Origin of the sequence: Catellatospora tritici (genome assembly GCF_019083965.1) — a bacterium.
Taxonomy (GTDB): domain Bacteria; phylum Actinomycetota; class Actinomycetes; order Mycobacteriales; family Micromonosporaceae; genus Catellatospora; species Catellatospora tritici.
In genome coordinates, this window is the sequence record NZ_JAHRCY010000008.1 from 204,562 (window position 1) to 217,281 (window position 12,720).

The following is a 12,720-nucleotide window of genomic DNA, read 5'->3' on the forward strand; positions in this document are numbered from 1 at the left end:
GTAGCAGAAGGGCCCCTTGCTGACGCAGTCCCGGCGCAGGGGTGGGCGGCCTCGGCCGATGATCCGGAATCGTGGACGCTGGGTGTCGCTATAGCAGCACCCCGCGTCCACGATTCCGGATCACGCTTCGTGACCGGCGGCTCTGCGTCAGCCCACGGCGACTCCGCGTCAGCCGACAGCGGTTCAGCGCCAGCCGAGGCCAGGTCCGCGCCAGCCGACGCCAGGTCCGCGCCAGCCGAGGCCAGGTCCGCGCCAGCCGACGCCAGGTCCGCGCCAGCCGAGGCCAGGTCCGCGCCAGCCGACGCCAGGTCCGCGTCAGCGGACGGCGTGGCCGCTGGTGCGCAGTGCGGTCTTGACCTCGCTGATCGCGACGTCGCCGAAGTGGAAGACGCTGGCGGCCAGCACCGCGTCGGCGCCGGCGGTGACCGCGGGCGGGAAGTCGGCCGCCTTGCCCGCGCCGCCGGAGGCGATCACCGGGATGTCCACCACCGCGCGCACCTGCCGGATCAGCTCCAAGTCGAATCCGTCCTTGGTGCCGTCGGCGTCCATCGAGTTGAGCAGGATCTCCCCCGCGCCCAGTTCCTCGACCCGGCGCGCCCACTCGATCGCGTCGATCTCGGCCGACTGCCGCCCGCCGTGCGTGGTCACCTCGAACCCGCTCGGCGCGTACGGCGCGTCGGCGACCCGGCGCACGTCCAGCGACAGCACCAGCACCTGGTTGCCGAACCGCTGGCTGATCTCCGTGATCACCTCGGGGCGCCGGATCGCGGCCGTGTTCACCCCGACCTTGTCCGCCCCGGCGCGCAGCAGCACGTCCACGTCCTCGGCCGAGCGCACCCCGCCGCCGACGGTCAGCGGGATGAACACCGTCTCGGCGGTACGCCGCACCACGTCGAGGATCGTGCCGCGCCCCTGCGCCGAGGCGGCCACGTCCAGGAACGTCAGTTCGTCGGCCCCGGCCTGCCCGTACGCGGCGGCCAGCTCCACCGGGTCGCCCGCGTCGCGCATGTCGACGAAGTGGACGCCTTTGACGACCCGCCCGGAGGCGTCCACGTCCAGACAGGGGATGACTCGCACCGCGACGCTCATGCCTTCTCCTCGCTGCGCCGGTCGGCGGCGCGAGAGTCCGGTGACCGGTCGCGCCCGCCGAGCTCGATCATGCCGTCGACGCTACCTGGGCGGCGACCGGGGCGGTGACGACGCCCGGCGCCGGGACCGGTTGGTGGGACCGGCGGGCCGCGCCCAGCAGCACCCCGCCGATCACCAGCGCGCCCGCGAGCAGGTCGGTGGCGTGCAGGGGCTCGTCGAGCAGCAGCGCCGCCGAGCTCATCCCGAAGAAGGGCACCAGCATCGAGAACGGGGCCACGCTCGCGGCGCCGTACCGGCGCAGCAGCGCGCCCCAGCCCGCGAACCCGGCCAGGGTGGAGATCGCGGCGATGTAGGCCAGGGCGCCCAGCCCGGTCAGGTCGAGACCGCGCAGCGCCGGGCCGATCCGGTCCGGACCCTCGATCAGCAACGACAGCCCGAACAGCGGCAGGGTGGCGACCGCCGACACCCACACCATGAAGCGCAGCATGTCCGGCGGCGCTGCCCGGCGCATCACCACGTTGGACAGGCCCCAGGCCACGGCGGCGGCCAGGACCAGCACGAACCCTTCGACGGGGCGGTCGGTGCCGAGCCGGGCGGCGACCACGGCCACGCCGAGCACGGCGATGGCCAGGCCCGCCCACTGGCGCAGGGCGGGACGCTCCCGCAGCAGCGCCACCGCGAACACGGTGGTGAAGATCGCCTGGCTCTGCAGCACCAGGGAGGAGAGACCGGCGGGCAGGCCCGCGGCGACACCGGCGAACAGCAGCGAGAACTTGACCACGCCCAGGATCAGGCCGACCGCGATCACCCAGCGCCAGGCGACCTGCGGCCGTCCGACGAAGAACACGGCCGGTACGGCGGCCAGCCCGAAGCGCAGCGCGCAGAACAGCAGCGGCGGCATCCGGTCCAGTCCGGCCTCGATCGCCACGAAGTTGAAGCCCCACGCGGCGGCCACGGCCACCGCCAGCAGGATGTCTCTGGGTCGCATGTGCCGATCGTGACCCGCCGCTATTATGAAGCACCAGCGAATAGTTCTTCACGATTCGTTTAGTATGGCTACATGTTCGACCTAGGCCGTCTGCGCGCCCTCGACGCCCTCGCCCGGCACGGCACCGTCCACGCCGCCGCGTCCGCGCTGCACTGCACCCCGTCGGCCGTCTCGCAGCAGCTGGCCAAGCTCGAACGCGAGGCGGGCACCACACTGTGCCACCGGGACGGCCGGGGCCTGCGCCTGAGCGGCGCGGGACGGCTGCTCGCCGAACACGCCGCGACCGTGCTGGCCGCCGCCGACGCCGCCGCGGCGGCACTGGACGCCTACCGGGGCGAGGTCGCGGGCACCCTCACCATCGCCAGCTTCGCCACCGCCTGCCGGGGACTACTGCCCCCGGCCCTGGCCCTGCTCGCCGCCGAGCACCCCCGGCTGCGCCCGCAACTGGTCGAGTGCAACCCGTACGAGGGCCTGCAGGCCCTGGACCAGGGGCGGGTGGACCTCGCGGTGATCGACGACTGGCGAGAGGTGCGGCTGGTGCTGCCGCCGGGCGTGTCCGCGCGATCGCTGGGCGAGGACGCCGCCGACCTGATCGTGCCCGCGGGTCATCCGCTGGCCGCCGCCGGTCCGGTGCCGCTGGAGAAGGCGGCCGCCGAACGGTGGATCGCCTCGCCGGAGGGCACCATCTGCCACGACTGGCTGATCCGCATCCTGCCGGGGCTCAAGCCCGACTTTCTCGTCGGCGAGTTCGAGAGCCAGTTCTCGCTGGTCGCGGCGGGCCTGGGCGTCGCGCTGATCCCTCGTCTGGCCCGCATCGCCGCCGTCCCGGGCACCGCGGTGGTCCCGCTCGACCCGGTGCCGACCCGCCGCGTCAGTGTGGTCTGGCGGGGCGCCGCCGATCACCGCCCCGCCGTGGCCGCCGTCATCGACGCCCTGACCCGCGCCTGGCACTCCCGCACCACCGCCGGTCTGCCCGCCTAGGCCTCCGCGAGGGCGGCCAGCGCCTCTTCGACGGTGAAGGCGCCCGCGTAGATGGCCTTGCCGGTGATGACGCCCTCGACGCCGATCGGCGCCAGGGTGGCCAGGGCGCGCAGGTCGTCCAGGGTGGACACGCCACCGGAGGCGATCACCGGGGCGGGCGTGGCGGCGCACACGTCGCGCAGCAGGTCCAGGTTCGGGCCCTGGAGCATGCCGTCCTTGAGGATGTCGGTGACGACATACCGGGAGCAGCCGGCCTTGTCGAGACGGGCCAGCACCTCGTACAGGTCGCCGCCGTCGCGGGTCCAGCCGCGCGCCGACAGCGTACGGCCGCGCACGTCCAGCCCTATGGCGACCCGGTCGCCGTACTCGCCGACGACGCGGTCGCACCACTGCGGGTCCTCCAGCGCGGCGGTGCCGATGTTCACCCGGGCGGCGCCGGTGCCCAGGGCGGCGGTCAGCGACGCGTCGTCGCGGATGCCGCCGGACAGCTCCACCTTCACGTCCAGGCGGCGCACCACGTCGGCGAGCAGCTCGGCGTTCGAGCCCCGGCCGAAGGCGGCGTCGAGGTCGACCAGGTGGATCCACTGCGCCCCGGCCCGCTGGAAGTCCAGCGCGGCGGCCAGCGGGTCGCCGTACGACGTCTCGGTGCCGGCGGCGCCCTGCACCAGGCGCACCGCCTGACCGCCGGCGACGTCCACGGCGGGCAGCAGGTCCAGTGCCATCTAGGAACTCCTTCGATCGAATGCGACCAGTACGAACACGGGCAGGGTCAGCAGCAGCACCAGGGTGAGCACGACGGCGAGCTCGACCGACGGCACCAGCTGCCAGATCGCGAACAGGGACACCAGCACGAACACGGCCACGATCGCGCGTTGGGCCCGGGTCTGCCCGACGGACAGCTTGCCGTTGCTGCGGCGGCGCAGGTCGTACAGCGTGATCCGGCGCCACAGCTCACGCCGGGCCAGCCGCCGCGTCGCACGTCGGGCCTCTGCCTCCTGCGCCTGGCGCGCGGCCAGCTCGCGCGCCTCACGGCGCAGCTTGCGCTCCTTGCTCACCGGATCACCCGCATCATCACCACTGCCCGCCGGGGGTCGGCGGGATCGCGACTCACGATGACAGACTCTCGATCCAGTTGCGCAGTAGGGCGGCGCCCACGGCACCGGACTTCTCCGGATGGAACTGGGTGACCGACAGGCTGCCCCGCTCGGCGGCGGCCACGAACGTGGCCCGCTCATGGGTCGTGGTGGTGACCAGGGCGACCGCGTCGAGTTCGGCGGTGGGCACAGCCGCGTACGAGTGCACGAAGTAGCACCGCGCGTCCGCCTCGATGCCGGTGAACAGCCGCGACCCGGCCGGGGCGTCGACGAGGTTCCAGCCCATGTGCGGCACCCGGCGGGCGTCGAGCCGGGTCACCGAGCCGGGCAGCAGCCCGAGTCCCTTGGTGACCACGCCGTGCTCGTCGCCCTCCTCGAACATGATCTGCGCGCCGACGCAGATGCCCAGCACCGGGCGCCCGGCCAGGACCCGCTCGGCGATGATCGGGGCGGCCTGCACCTCGTCCATCCCGGCCATGCACGCCGCGTACGCCCCGACGCCCGGCACGACCAGGCCGGTGGCCCGCTCCGCCAGGCCCAGGTCGGCGGTGACGGTCACGGTCGCGCCCGCCGCCTCCAGCGCGCGCTGGGCCGAGCGCAGGTTGCCCGACCCGTAGTCGAGCACGACGACGTCGACGCTCACAGCACCCCCTTGGTGCTCGGCACGGCACCCTTGCTGCGCGGGTCGATCTCCACGGCGGTGCGCAGGGCGCGGGCCAGGGCCTTGAACTGGCCCTCCACCACGTGGTGCGCGTCGGGCTTGGTGCCGGGCCGGGCCGCGCGCAGCACCGACACGTGCAGCGTGATCCTCGCGGTCTGCCCGAACGACTCCAGGATGTGGCGCGTCATCGAGACCGGGTAGACCGGCCCGATGTACGGCGCGAGATCCATCGGCTCGTCGTGCACCACGTATGGGCGGCCGGACAGGTCGACGGCGGCCTGCACCAGCACCTCGTCCATCGGCACCGCCGCGTCGCCGTACCGGCGGATGCCCGCCTTGTCGCCCAGCGCCTGCGCGAACGCCTCGCCCAGCGCCAGCGCGGTGTCCTCCATGGTGTGGTGCGCGTCGATCTCCAGGTCGCCCTCGGTGCGCACGATCAGGTCGAAGCCGCCGTGGCGGGCGATCTGGTTCAGCATGTGGTCGAAGAAGCCGATGCCGGTGCTGATCTCGGCCCGGCCCGTTCCGTCGAGGTCGATCTCGACGGCGACCTTGGTCTCCTTGGTGACCCGCTCGACCCGGCCGGTCCTGCTCATGCCCTCAGCCCCTTCATCGCCTCCAGGCGATCCTCAAGCTTCCTCATGGCGATGAGGAACGACTCAGTCTCCTGCTCGGTCCCGGCGGTGACCCGCAGCCAGCCGTCCAGTCCCACATCACGGACCAGGACGCCCCGGTCCAGCAGCATGCGCCAGGCCGCCTTCTGGTCGGCGAAGCGTCCGAACAGGACGAAGTTTGCGTCCGAGTCGGCCACCTCCCAGCCGTCGGCGCGCAGCTCGGCCACGATCCGGTCGCGCTGCACCTTGATCGCCTCGACCGTGCCCAGCAGCACCTCGGCGTGGGCCAGGGCGGCGCGCGCGGCGGCCTGGGTCAGCGCCGACAGGTGGTATGGCAGCCGCACCAGCTGCACCGCCTCGACGATCGCCGGGTGCGCGGCCAGGTAGCCCACACGCGCGCCGGCGAACGCGAACGCCTTGCTCATGGTCCGGGTGACCACCAGCCGCTCGTGCTTGTCCAGCAGCTCCAGCGCGCTGGGGGTGCCGGGGCGGCGGAACTCCGCGTACGCCTCGTCGACGACGACCAGCCCCGGCGCCTCGGCGAGCACCGCCTCGATCACCGCGAAGTCCAGTGCGGTGCCGGTCGGGTTGTTCGGCGAGCACAGCAGCACCAGCGCGGGCCGGTGCAGTCGCACCTGCTCGGCGGCGTGCTCGGGCGTCAGCTCGAAGCGCTCGCCGCGCAGGCCGTCGACCCAGCCGGTGGCGGTGCCCTTGGCCAGCAGCGGATGCATCGAGTACGCCGGGCCGAAGCCCAGCGCGACCCGACCCGGCCCGGCGAAGGCCTGGAACAGCTGCTGCTGCACCTCGTTGGAGCCGTTGGCCGCCCACAACTGCTCGGCGGTCAGCCCGTGCCCGCAGTAGGCGGCGAGGTCGGCGCGCAGCTTCACCGCGTCGCGGTCGGGGTAGCGGTTCAGGTCGGCGATCTCGCCCGCGATGGCCCGCTGCACGGCACGCACGACCTCGTCGGGCAGCGGGTACGAGTTCTCGTTGGTGTTGAGCCGCACCGGCACGTCCAGCTGCGGCGCGCCGTACGCGGTCAGGCCGCGCAGGTCCTCGCGCAGCAGTTGCTGCACCCACTCGGTCATGCCGCCGCCTCGCTACGCTCGTTGGCGGCATCGCGCCGCATCATGATTCGCTCACTACGCTCATGCCGCACTCTCGCGCTCGAAACGCGCGGTCACGGCCTCGCCGTGCGCGGGCAGGTCCTCGGCGTTGGCCAGCGCCACCACGTGGTGGGCGACCTCGCGCAGGGCGGCCTCGTCGTACTCGACGATGTGGACGCCGCGCAGGAACGACTGCACCGACAGGCCCGAGGAGTGCCGGGCGCAGCCCGCGGTGGGCAGCACGTGATTGGAGCCCGCGCAGTAGTCGCCCAGCGACACCGGCGCGTACGCCCCCACGAAGATCGCGCCGGCGTTGCGCACCCGCATCGCCACCGCACGGGCGTCCCGGGTCTGGATCTCCAGGTGCTCGGCCGCGTACGCGTCGACGACCCGCAGCCCGGCCTCGACCGAGTCGACCAGCACCACGCCCGACTGCGGCCCGGACAGGGCCGTGGTGACCCGCTCACTGTGCTTGGTGCGGGCCACCCGCACCGCCAGCTGCGCGTCCACCGCCTCGGCCAGCGCGGTCGAGTCGGTGACCAGCACGCTCGCCGCCATCGGATCGTGCTCGGCCTGGCTGATCAGGTCGGCGGCGACGTGCGCCGGGTCGGCGGTGTCGTCGGCCAGGATCGCGATCTCGGTCGGCCCGGCCTCGGCGTCGATGCCGACCACCCCACGCACCAGGCGCTTGGCGGCGGTCACCCACACATTGCCGGGGCCGGTGATCAGGTCGACCGGGGCGCAGTCGTCGGCGGGCGACAGCTCACGCGTCGGGTCGGCGCTGCCCCGGCTGCCGTAGGCGAGCATCGCCACGGCCTGGGCGCCGCCGACGCCGTACACCTCGTCGACGCCGAGCAGCGAGCAGGCGGCCAGCACCCGGGCGTCCGGCAGGCCGGTCTCGCGCTGCGGCGGGCTCACCACGACCAGGCTCTCCACGCCCGCGGCCTGGGCCGGGACGACGTTCATGACGACGGTGGACGGATAGACGGCCAGTCCGCCGGGCACGTACAGCCCGACGCGGGAGACCGGCAGCCAGCGTTCGGTGACGGTGCCGCCGGGCACGACCTGGGTGGTGTGGTCGGTGCGACGCTGGTCGGCGTGGACCTTGCGGGTGCGCGCGATCGCCTCCAGCAGCGCGGCCCGCACCTGCGGCTCCAGCGCCTGCTCGGCTTCCTTGATCACTTCAGCGGGCACCCGAAGGGACTGCGACTGCACCCCGTCGAACCGATGTGTCGCCTCGCGGATCGCCTCGACACCATGGACCCGGACCCCCTCCACCAGCGGGCGGATCTGCTCGACCGCCTGGGAGACGTCGAGCTGGGCACGGGGCAACAGGGTTCGCGGATCGGCGCCGGCACCGGCGAAATCCCGTCCGCGCAGGTCGATACGGGTCAACACTTCCCAAAGTCTACTGGCGCCGCGGCTCGCCGCGGTCAACCGGCCCAGGCACTGGGAAGTGACCCCCGCCACTCGCGCCCACCACCGCCTTAGCATCGACACTGGCCTATCTGAGAGACGAAATTCGAAGAATCGTCCACCAGATAGGCCACCGTCAATGCAAGAGCGGGGTGGTGCGGCCGGAGCCCGGCGACGCATGGGGTCGGTGGCCGCGCGGAACACAGACCGCCCGCGGAAGCGGACGCGCGCCACCGCGAGTTAGTCTCAGCGAATGACCGGCACGCTGCCGCTGTTCCCGCTGGGCACGGTGCTCTTTCCGGGCCTGGTGCTGCCGCTGCACATCTTCGAGGAGCGCTGGCGCACCCTGGTGCGCAACCTGATGGACCTGCCCGACGGCAGCCCGCGCGAGTTCGGCGTGGTGGCGATCGAACGCGGGTTGGAGGTCATGCCGCCCCCCAACGACGGCCTGGCCACCTCCGAGGTGGTGGTGCACGAGGTCGGCTGCGTGGCGCAGCTGCGTCAGATCACCGAGCACCCCGACGGCAAGTTCGACATAGTCACCGTCGGCCAGCGGCGGTTCCGCATCACCGGGTTCGTGCCGAGCCCGCACCCGTACCCGGTGGTCGGGGTGGAGTGGCTGCCCGAGCCGGAGCCCGACGCGGCCGCCGACACGCTGGCACCGCGCGTGCTCGCCTCATTCCGGGAGTATCTGGGCGTGCTGCGCGGCAACCCCGACGACCAGCTGCCCGACGACCCGGTGGTGCTGTCGCACCTGGTCGCGGCCAGCGCCTCGCTCACCATCGCCGACCGGCAGCAACTGCTCAGCGCACCGGACCCGGCCACGCGGCTGCGGCTCGAACTGAAGATCCTGGCGCGGGAGACGTCGCTGCTGCGCGAGGTGCGCGCGGTGCCCGCCCAGCTGGCGCAGCTGGGACCCGCGCCCTCGTCGAACTGAGCCGGGCCGTTCCGGCCTCACCCGCTCGCTCAGACGTCCTGGCGCGGCGGTTCGAGGCCGTAGCCGAGGCCGTCGCCGAACGGCTCGTCCGGCTCCTCGCCACGGCGCAGCGACGGCCAGCTCGACCAGGCGGCGAGCAGCGCGTACATGACCACCGCGCCCAGTGCCGGGACCAGCAGGCTGCCGCCGATCGCGTACGGGAAGAAGTCCAGGTGCTTCACCGCGCGCAGGTCCACCGGCTTCTGGATCAGCGTGTCCACCGGCGCGTGGGCCAGCAGGTCCTGGTAGTGCGCCAGCCCGATGTTGTGCCCCAGCCACCACGCCGCCCACCCGGCGACCAGGCAGCCGAGCACCACTCCGGCCAGCTGCCACGGACCGCGTCGCCTGGGCAGCAGCACCCAGACCAGCAGTGCCACCAGCAGCCCGAACCCGAACCCGAGCAGCACGAACCAGCTGTCGGAAGCGGCGAGCTGCTCCGGCTCGGCCGAGGTGTAGACGGCGCCCTCTGCCACGATCTTCAGCGGCAGGGTCGGCGCCAGCGCGTACCACGCCCAGCCCAACGCCAGCCCGAGCACGCCGATCCCGAGCGCCACCGCCACCGCGGGCCACAGCTCGGAGGCCACCGTCGGACGGGGCCGGGGCTGGAGGTCGAACGGCGCCTCGTAGGAGGACGTGTCGTCGGAAAGCATGCTCATACGGTAGTCCCATCCGCTGCGGTGCCCGTGGACCGATCCGGCGGGATAGGGCGTTCGTGCCCTCCTGCGATAGGTTGTCCGGACCGAGCCATCACGGGAGCCGCAATGATTTCACAGGACCGGCTGCAGGAGATCGTCCGGCACTGGGGAGCGACCGAGACGCTGCGTCGGGGCCACCTCTGCCAGCCGCGACTGTACGAGTTCGACGGCGGCTGGGTGGTGTGGTCGCCGCCGCCCGCCGACGCGCCCGAGGCGCAGCCCGGCAGCGGTGAGACCGTGATCATCGACCGCAACACCGGCGAGCTGTCGGTGGTGCCCGGCCTGCCCCCGCAGGTCGCGATGGACAGGTACGTCCCGCGCCCGCCCCTCGAACTGCCCGACCTGCCCACCCCGCCCCGGTTCGACGCCTCCACCCCGCCGGCGCCACCGGCGTTCCCGTTCTCCACCTTCGGCCCCGCGCCGCTGCCGCCCGCGGTGCTGCGTGAGCGGGCCGCCGCGGCCGCCGCCGAACTGGCCCGGCTCGGCGTCGAGGCCAGGCTGCCGCAGGTGGCCGCGGCCCTGACCGTGGACGGTCGGACGTTCGAGGCCGCCGCCCACACCGACGACGACGAGTACGACCACCACCCCGCGGTCCTGCGTGCCCTGGCCGAGATCCCGGCCGCCGCCCGCAGCCGGGGCGCCGCCCGGCACCCGGAACTGATCGCGGCCTCCCGGGCCCTGTTCTCGCTGGCCGGGGAGGAAGCCGATCCGGCCTGGCTGGCGCACCTGCTCGCCGAGGCGACCCTGGATCTGCGCCGCCTACGCGAGGCCGCCGACCCGGCGGAGGTTCAGCCCGCCCACGCCTGCCACACCTGCGCCACCGTCCTGACCGGGCTCGGGCTGCCCGGTGAACCGCCCCGCGACGTGGTCACCCCGTCGCTGCCCGAACGGGAACCGGGTGGCGCGGAGTACATCGCCCCGATCCTGGTCGAGGCGCTGTCGGCGACCGCGGCGGTGCCCGGTGCGCGGCATCGGCTGACGGCGCTGCCGTTCCTGGTCGAGGTGCTGCTGCCGTACGCGCCGATGACCCCCGTGCTGCAGAGTTCGCCGGGAGCACAGCAGCGGGTCGAGTCGTACACGATCAACGCGTGGGTGTCCGAGCACACCGCCGACACGCTCGGCGACCTGGCCGAACGCATCGGCGCGCGGCTGTTCCCGATCGGCACCGAGGAGGGCGGCTACTACGGCCTGCTCGCCATCGACGAACTGCGCCGGGTGTACGCCGTCGACCACGCCGGAGCCTGGTTCCTCGGCGTCGATCTGCCCAGCGCCCTCCACACGCTGAACACCGGCGCGGCCACCCCGCGCGTGCGGGCCGACGGGAGCTGGTGACTACTGCCCCGGCGGGGCCAGGTTGCCGTCGTCGCGCACGCGCGGCATCGGGTGCCCCTGCAGCAGCACCGTGAACGCGGTGTCCAGGTCGGGCCCGGCGTACCACTCGCCCGCCTGGTCCAGCACCCACACCCGGCCCAACGCGTCGATCGCGACGACGCCGTCGCCGTCGTGCTCGGCCCCGATCGGCGCCAGCGGCACCCCGCTCACCTCGGCGAACCGAGCCAGCGTGGCCGCGGTGTGCGACACCAGCTCGGCGCCGAACTCGAACGGCTGCACCCGGTTGGCCACCCCGGGCCCGCGCCGCACCGACGCCAGGTAGGGGAACTTGACGATCGCCGCCCGCAGCGTCTCCAGCGGCGGGTGCCCGTGCGCGGCCAGCGCCCGCACCGACAGGTCCGCCCACTCCGCCGAGGTCAGATCGCGGCCGCCGACCCGTACCGGGCGATCCCAGCCGCCCGCCGCGAGCGTGATCGCGATGTCCTCGGGCAGCCCCGCCAGCGCGGCCGGGACGCCGGTGATCGGGGCGACCGGCTCACGCGGTGGCTGGGCGGCCGACTCGGGTGCCAGGCCGACGTGGATCCATACCGCCAGACAGGTGTCGCACGGGCCCCCCGGGGTTCCGTCCAGCGGATCGCCAGGGTCGCGCAGCAGCGTGATGCGCAGGTCCAGGATCGACGCGGTCAGCTCACGGACCATGGCCAGGTCGACCGCCGGGGCGCCGTCGCGGGCGGCGCGCTGGTCCAGTTCGTGCAGCCAGTCCGACAGGACGATCAGCTCGGCGTGGCGGGCGGCGCCGCGCACCAGCGTTCCGGTCGGCTGGTCGGCCAGCCAGTCGCCGACCAGCCGGTGGTGGCGCAGCAGCTGGTCGCCCTTGGCGCCGGTGGCGCGGCGGGTGCGGCCGTCGGCGGGGGTCAGCTCGGCGGCGATGCCCGGGGACTCGCCCCGACCGACGCGGCGCAGCGCGGCCAGCGGGTCGGCGGTGACCGGGGCGGGCGGGTGCTCGGCCAGGCGCTGCCGGTGCAGGCGGCGCACGTGCTCCAGCGGGACCGACGGGTAGGTGCTCAGGGCCGCCGTGCCCCGGTCGATGACGGTACGGGCGCCCGCGCCGGGCGGGGGCGGGACGTCGTCGTGTTCGTCCGGCAGCGCCCAGACGATGAAGCACTCGGGGAACTCGGCGACGTGCGGGACCAGCGCGGGGGCGCCGGGTTCGGCCGCGGCGCGGGCCAGGTGCTCGGCCAGCCGCCGCGCCTCCAACTCAGTGACCACAGCTCACCCTTCCCGTGCTTCGTCGCTGTCGCGTTCGAGCGCCGCCAGGCGCACGGTGACCATCGCCATGTGTGGTTCATCGATCGCGTCGAGTGCGGCTTCGCTGATGTCGTACGGCGTCCTGTCCACGAGCTTTTGCGGGTCCGGAAGACTGATTCCGCGCCCGTCGATCTCCAGCGTGCAGGTCAAGCCGAAGTTACCGCCGCGCTCGAAGCAGCGGATGAGCGGCTCGTTCGGGTCAGGCAGCACAGGTAGCGCCACCTGCAGCGACACGAACCTCAGCGCCTGAGCACAGGAATGGTGATGCGGGCCTGCGACACCACGCACCTCCAAGACCCGCCACACCTGACGAATGAACCGCTCGTCGACGCAGGAATCCGGGCCGATCCCCATCAACCTCAGAGCCAGTCGCCGACCGGGCGGACCCACTGGTGACAGGTCGACCTCGGGATAGTCGGCGGCGGTCCGATCCGGCGCCGTCCGCAGGTGCAGTTCATTGACCACG

The 12,720-nt window shown here is 73.4% G+C and carries 14 protein-coding genes; 3 read left to right on the plus strand and 11 right to left on the minus strand.

Going from position 1 to position 12,720, the window contains the following annotated elements; translation table 11 throughout:
- Positions 1-315: 315 nt before the first annotated feature.
- Positions 316-1,089, minus strand: a complete 774-nt coding sequence (gene hisF, locus KUA19_RS20020) for an imidazole glycerol phosphate synthase subunit HisF (RefSeq protein ID WP_217397673.1) — start codon at positions 1,087-1,089, stop codon at positions 316-318.
- 67 nt (positions 1,090-1,156) lie between these two features.
- Complete coding sequence (locus KUA19_RS20025) at positions 1,157-2,077, minus strand: EamA family transporter (RefSeq protein WP_217397675.1); 921 nt, start codon at positions 2,075-2,077, stop codon at positions 1,157-1,159.
- Between the two features lie 72 nt (positions 2,078-2,149).
- On the opposite strand from KUA19_RS20025, the gene KUA19_RS20030 reads away from it, so the two are divergent.
- Complete coding sequence (locus tag KUA19_RS20030) at positions 2,150-3,058, plus strand: LysR family transcriptional regulator (protein ID WP_217397677.1); 909 nt, start codon at positions 2,150-2,152, stop codon at positions 3,056-3,058.
- On the opposite strand, the gene priA is transcribed toward KUA19_RS20030, so the two are convergent.
- The 6 genes from priA to hisD are packed head-to-tail and all read right to left on the minus strand — an operon-like array spanning position 3,055 to position 7,925.
- On the minus strand, positions 3,055-3,780 hold the full coding sequence (gene priA, locus KUA19_RS20035) for a bifunctional 1-(5-phosphoribosyl)-5-((5-phosphoribosylamino)methylideneamino)imidazole-4-carboxamide isomerase/phosphoribosylanthranilate isomerase PriA (RefSeq protein WP_217397679.1): 726 nt from the start codon (positions 3,778-3,780) through the stop codon (positions 3,055-3,057). The two genes, KUA19_RS20030 and priA, sit on opposite strands and share 4 nt — an antisense overlap.
- Positions 3,781-4,113, minus strand: a complete 333-nt coding sequence (locus KUA19_RS20040) for a hypothetical protein (RefSeq protein ID WP_217397681.1) — start codon at positions 4,111-4,113, stop codon at positions 3,781-3,783.
- Positions 4,114-4,165: 52 nt separating this feature from the next.
- Positions 4,166-4,795, minus strand: coding sequence for an imidazole glycerol phosphate synthase subunit HisH (gene hisH, locus KUA19_RS20045; RefSeq protein ID WP_217397683.1), 630 nt, complete (start codon positions 4,793-4,795; stop codon positions 4,166-4,168).
- Positions 4,792-5,406, minus strand: a complete 615-nt coding sequence (gene hisB, locus KUA19_RS20050) for an imidazoleglycerol-phosphate dehydratase HisB (protein ID WP_217397685.1) — start codon at positions 5,404-5,406, stop codon at positions 4,792-4,794. Before hisB ends, hisH begins: the two co-directional genes overlap by 4 nt.
- Positions 5,403-6,509 carry a histidinol-phosphate transaminase gene (locus tag KUA19_RS20055; protein ID WP_217397687.1) on the minus strand — a complete coding sequence of 369 codons (1,107 nt, stop codon included), beginning with the start codon at positions 6,507-6,509 and terminating at the stop codon, positions 5,403-5,405. Before KUA19_RS20055 ends, hisB begins: the two co-directional genes overlap by 4 nt.
- 60 nt (positions 6,510-6,569) lie before the next feature.
- Positions 6,570-7,925 (minus strand): histidinol dehydrogenase, encoded by a 1,356-nt coding sequence (hisD, locus tag KUA19_RS20060; protein WP_308167533.1) that lies wholly within the window; start codon positions 7,923-7,925, stop codon positions 6,570-6,572.
- A 271-nt stretch (positions 7,926-8,196) separates the two neighbouring features.
- On the opposite strand from hisD, the gene KUA19_RS20065 reads away from it, so the two are divergent.
- Positions 8,197-8,880 carry an LON peptidase substrate-binding domain-containing protein gene (locus KUA19_RS20065; RefSeq protein ID WP_217397691.1) on the plus strand — a complete coding sequence of 228 codons (684 nt, stop codon included), beginning with the start codon at positions 8,197-8,199 and terminating at the stop codon, positions 8,878-8,880.
- 29 nt (positions 8,881-8,909) lie between these two features.
- Here the strand turns inward: KUA19_RS20065 and KUA19_RS20070 are convergent, their stop codons facing one another.
- The gene (locus KUA19_RS20070; RefSeq protein ID WP_217397693.1) at positions 8,910-9,569 is read right to left on the minus strand and encodes a DUF2567 domain-containing protein; all 660 of its coding nucleotides are present in this window, start codon (positions 9,567-9,569) and stop codon (positions 8,910-8,912) included.
- A 111-nt stretch (positions 9,570-9,680) separates the two neighbouring features.
- Here KUA19_RS20070 and KUA19_RS20075 point away from each other — a divergent pair, with 111 nt between their 5' ends.
- Positions 9,681-10,946 carry an SUKH-3 domain-containing protein gene (locus tag KUA19_RS20075; RefSeq protein WP_217397694.1) on the plus strand — a complete coding sequence of 422 codons (1,266 nt, stop codon included), beginning with the start codon at positions 9,681-9,683 and terminating at the stop codon, positions 10,944-10,946.
- Here KUA19_RS20075 and KUA19_RS20080 read toward each other — a convergent pair whose 3' ends face one another.
- Together KUA19_RS20080 and KUA19_RS20085 are read right to left on the minus strand one after the other, a co-directional pair.
- On the minus strand, positions 10,947-12,215 hold the full coding sequence (locus tag KUA19_RS20080) for an SUKH-3 domain-containing protein (protein WP_217397696.1): 1,269 nt from the start codon (positions 12,213-12,215) through the stop codon (positions 10,947-10,949). It abuts the gene before it with no gap.
- A gap of 3 nt (positions 12,216-12,218) precedes the next feature.
- Positions 12,219-12,719: a hypothetical protein gene (locus KUA19_RS20085; RefSeq protein WP_217397698.1), complete on the minus strand. Its 501-nt coding sequence runs from the start codon at positions 12,717-12,719 to the stop codon at positions 12,219-12,221.
- Position 12,720: the final 1 nt, after the last annotated feature.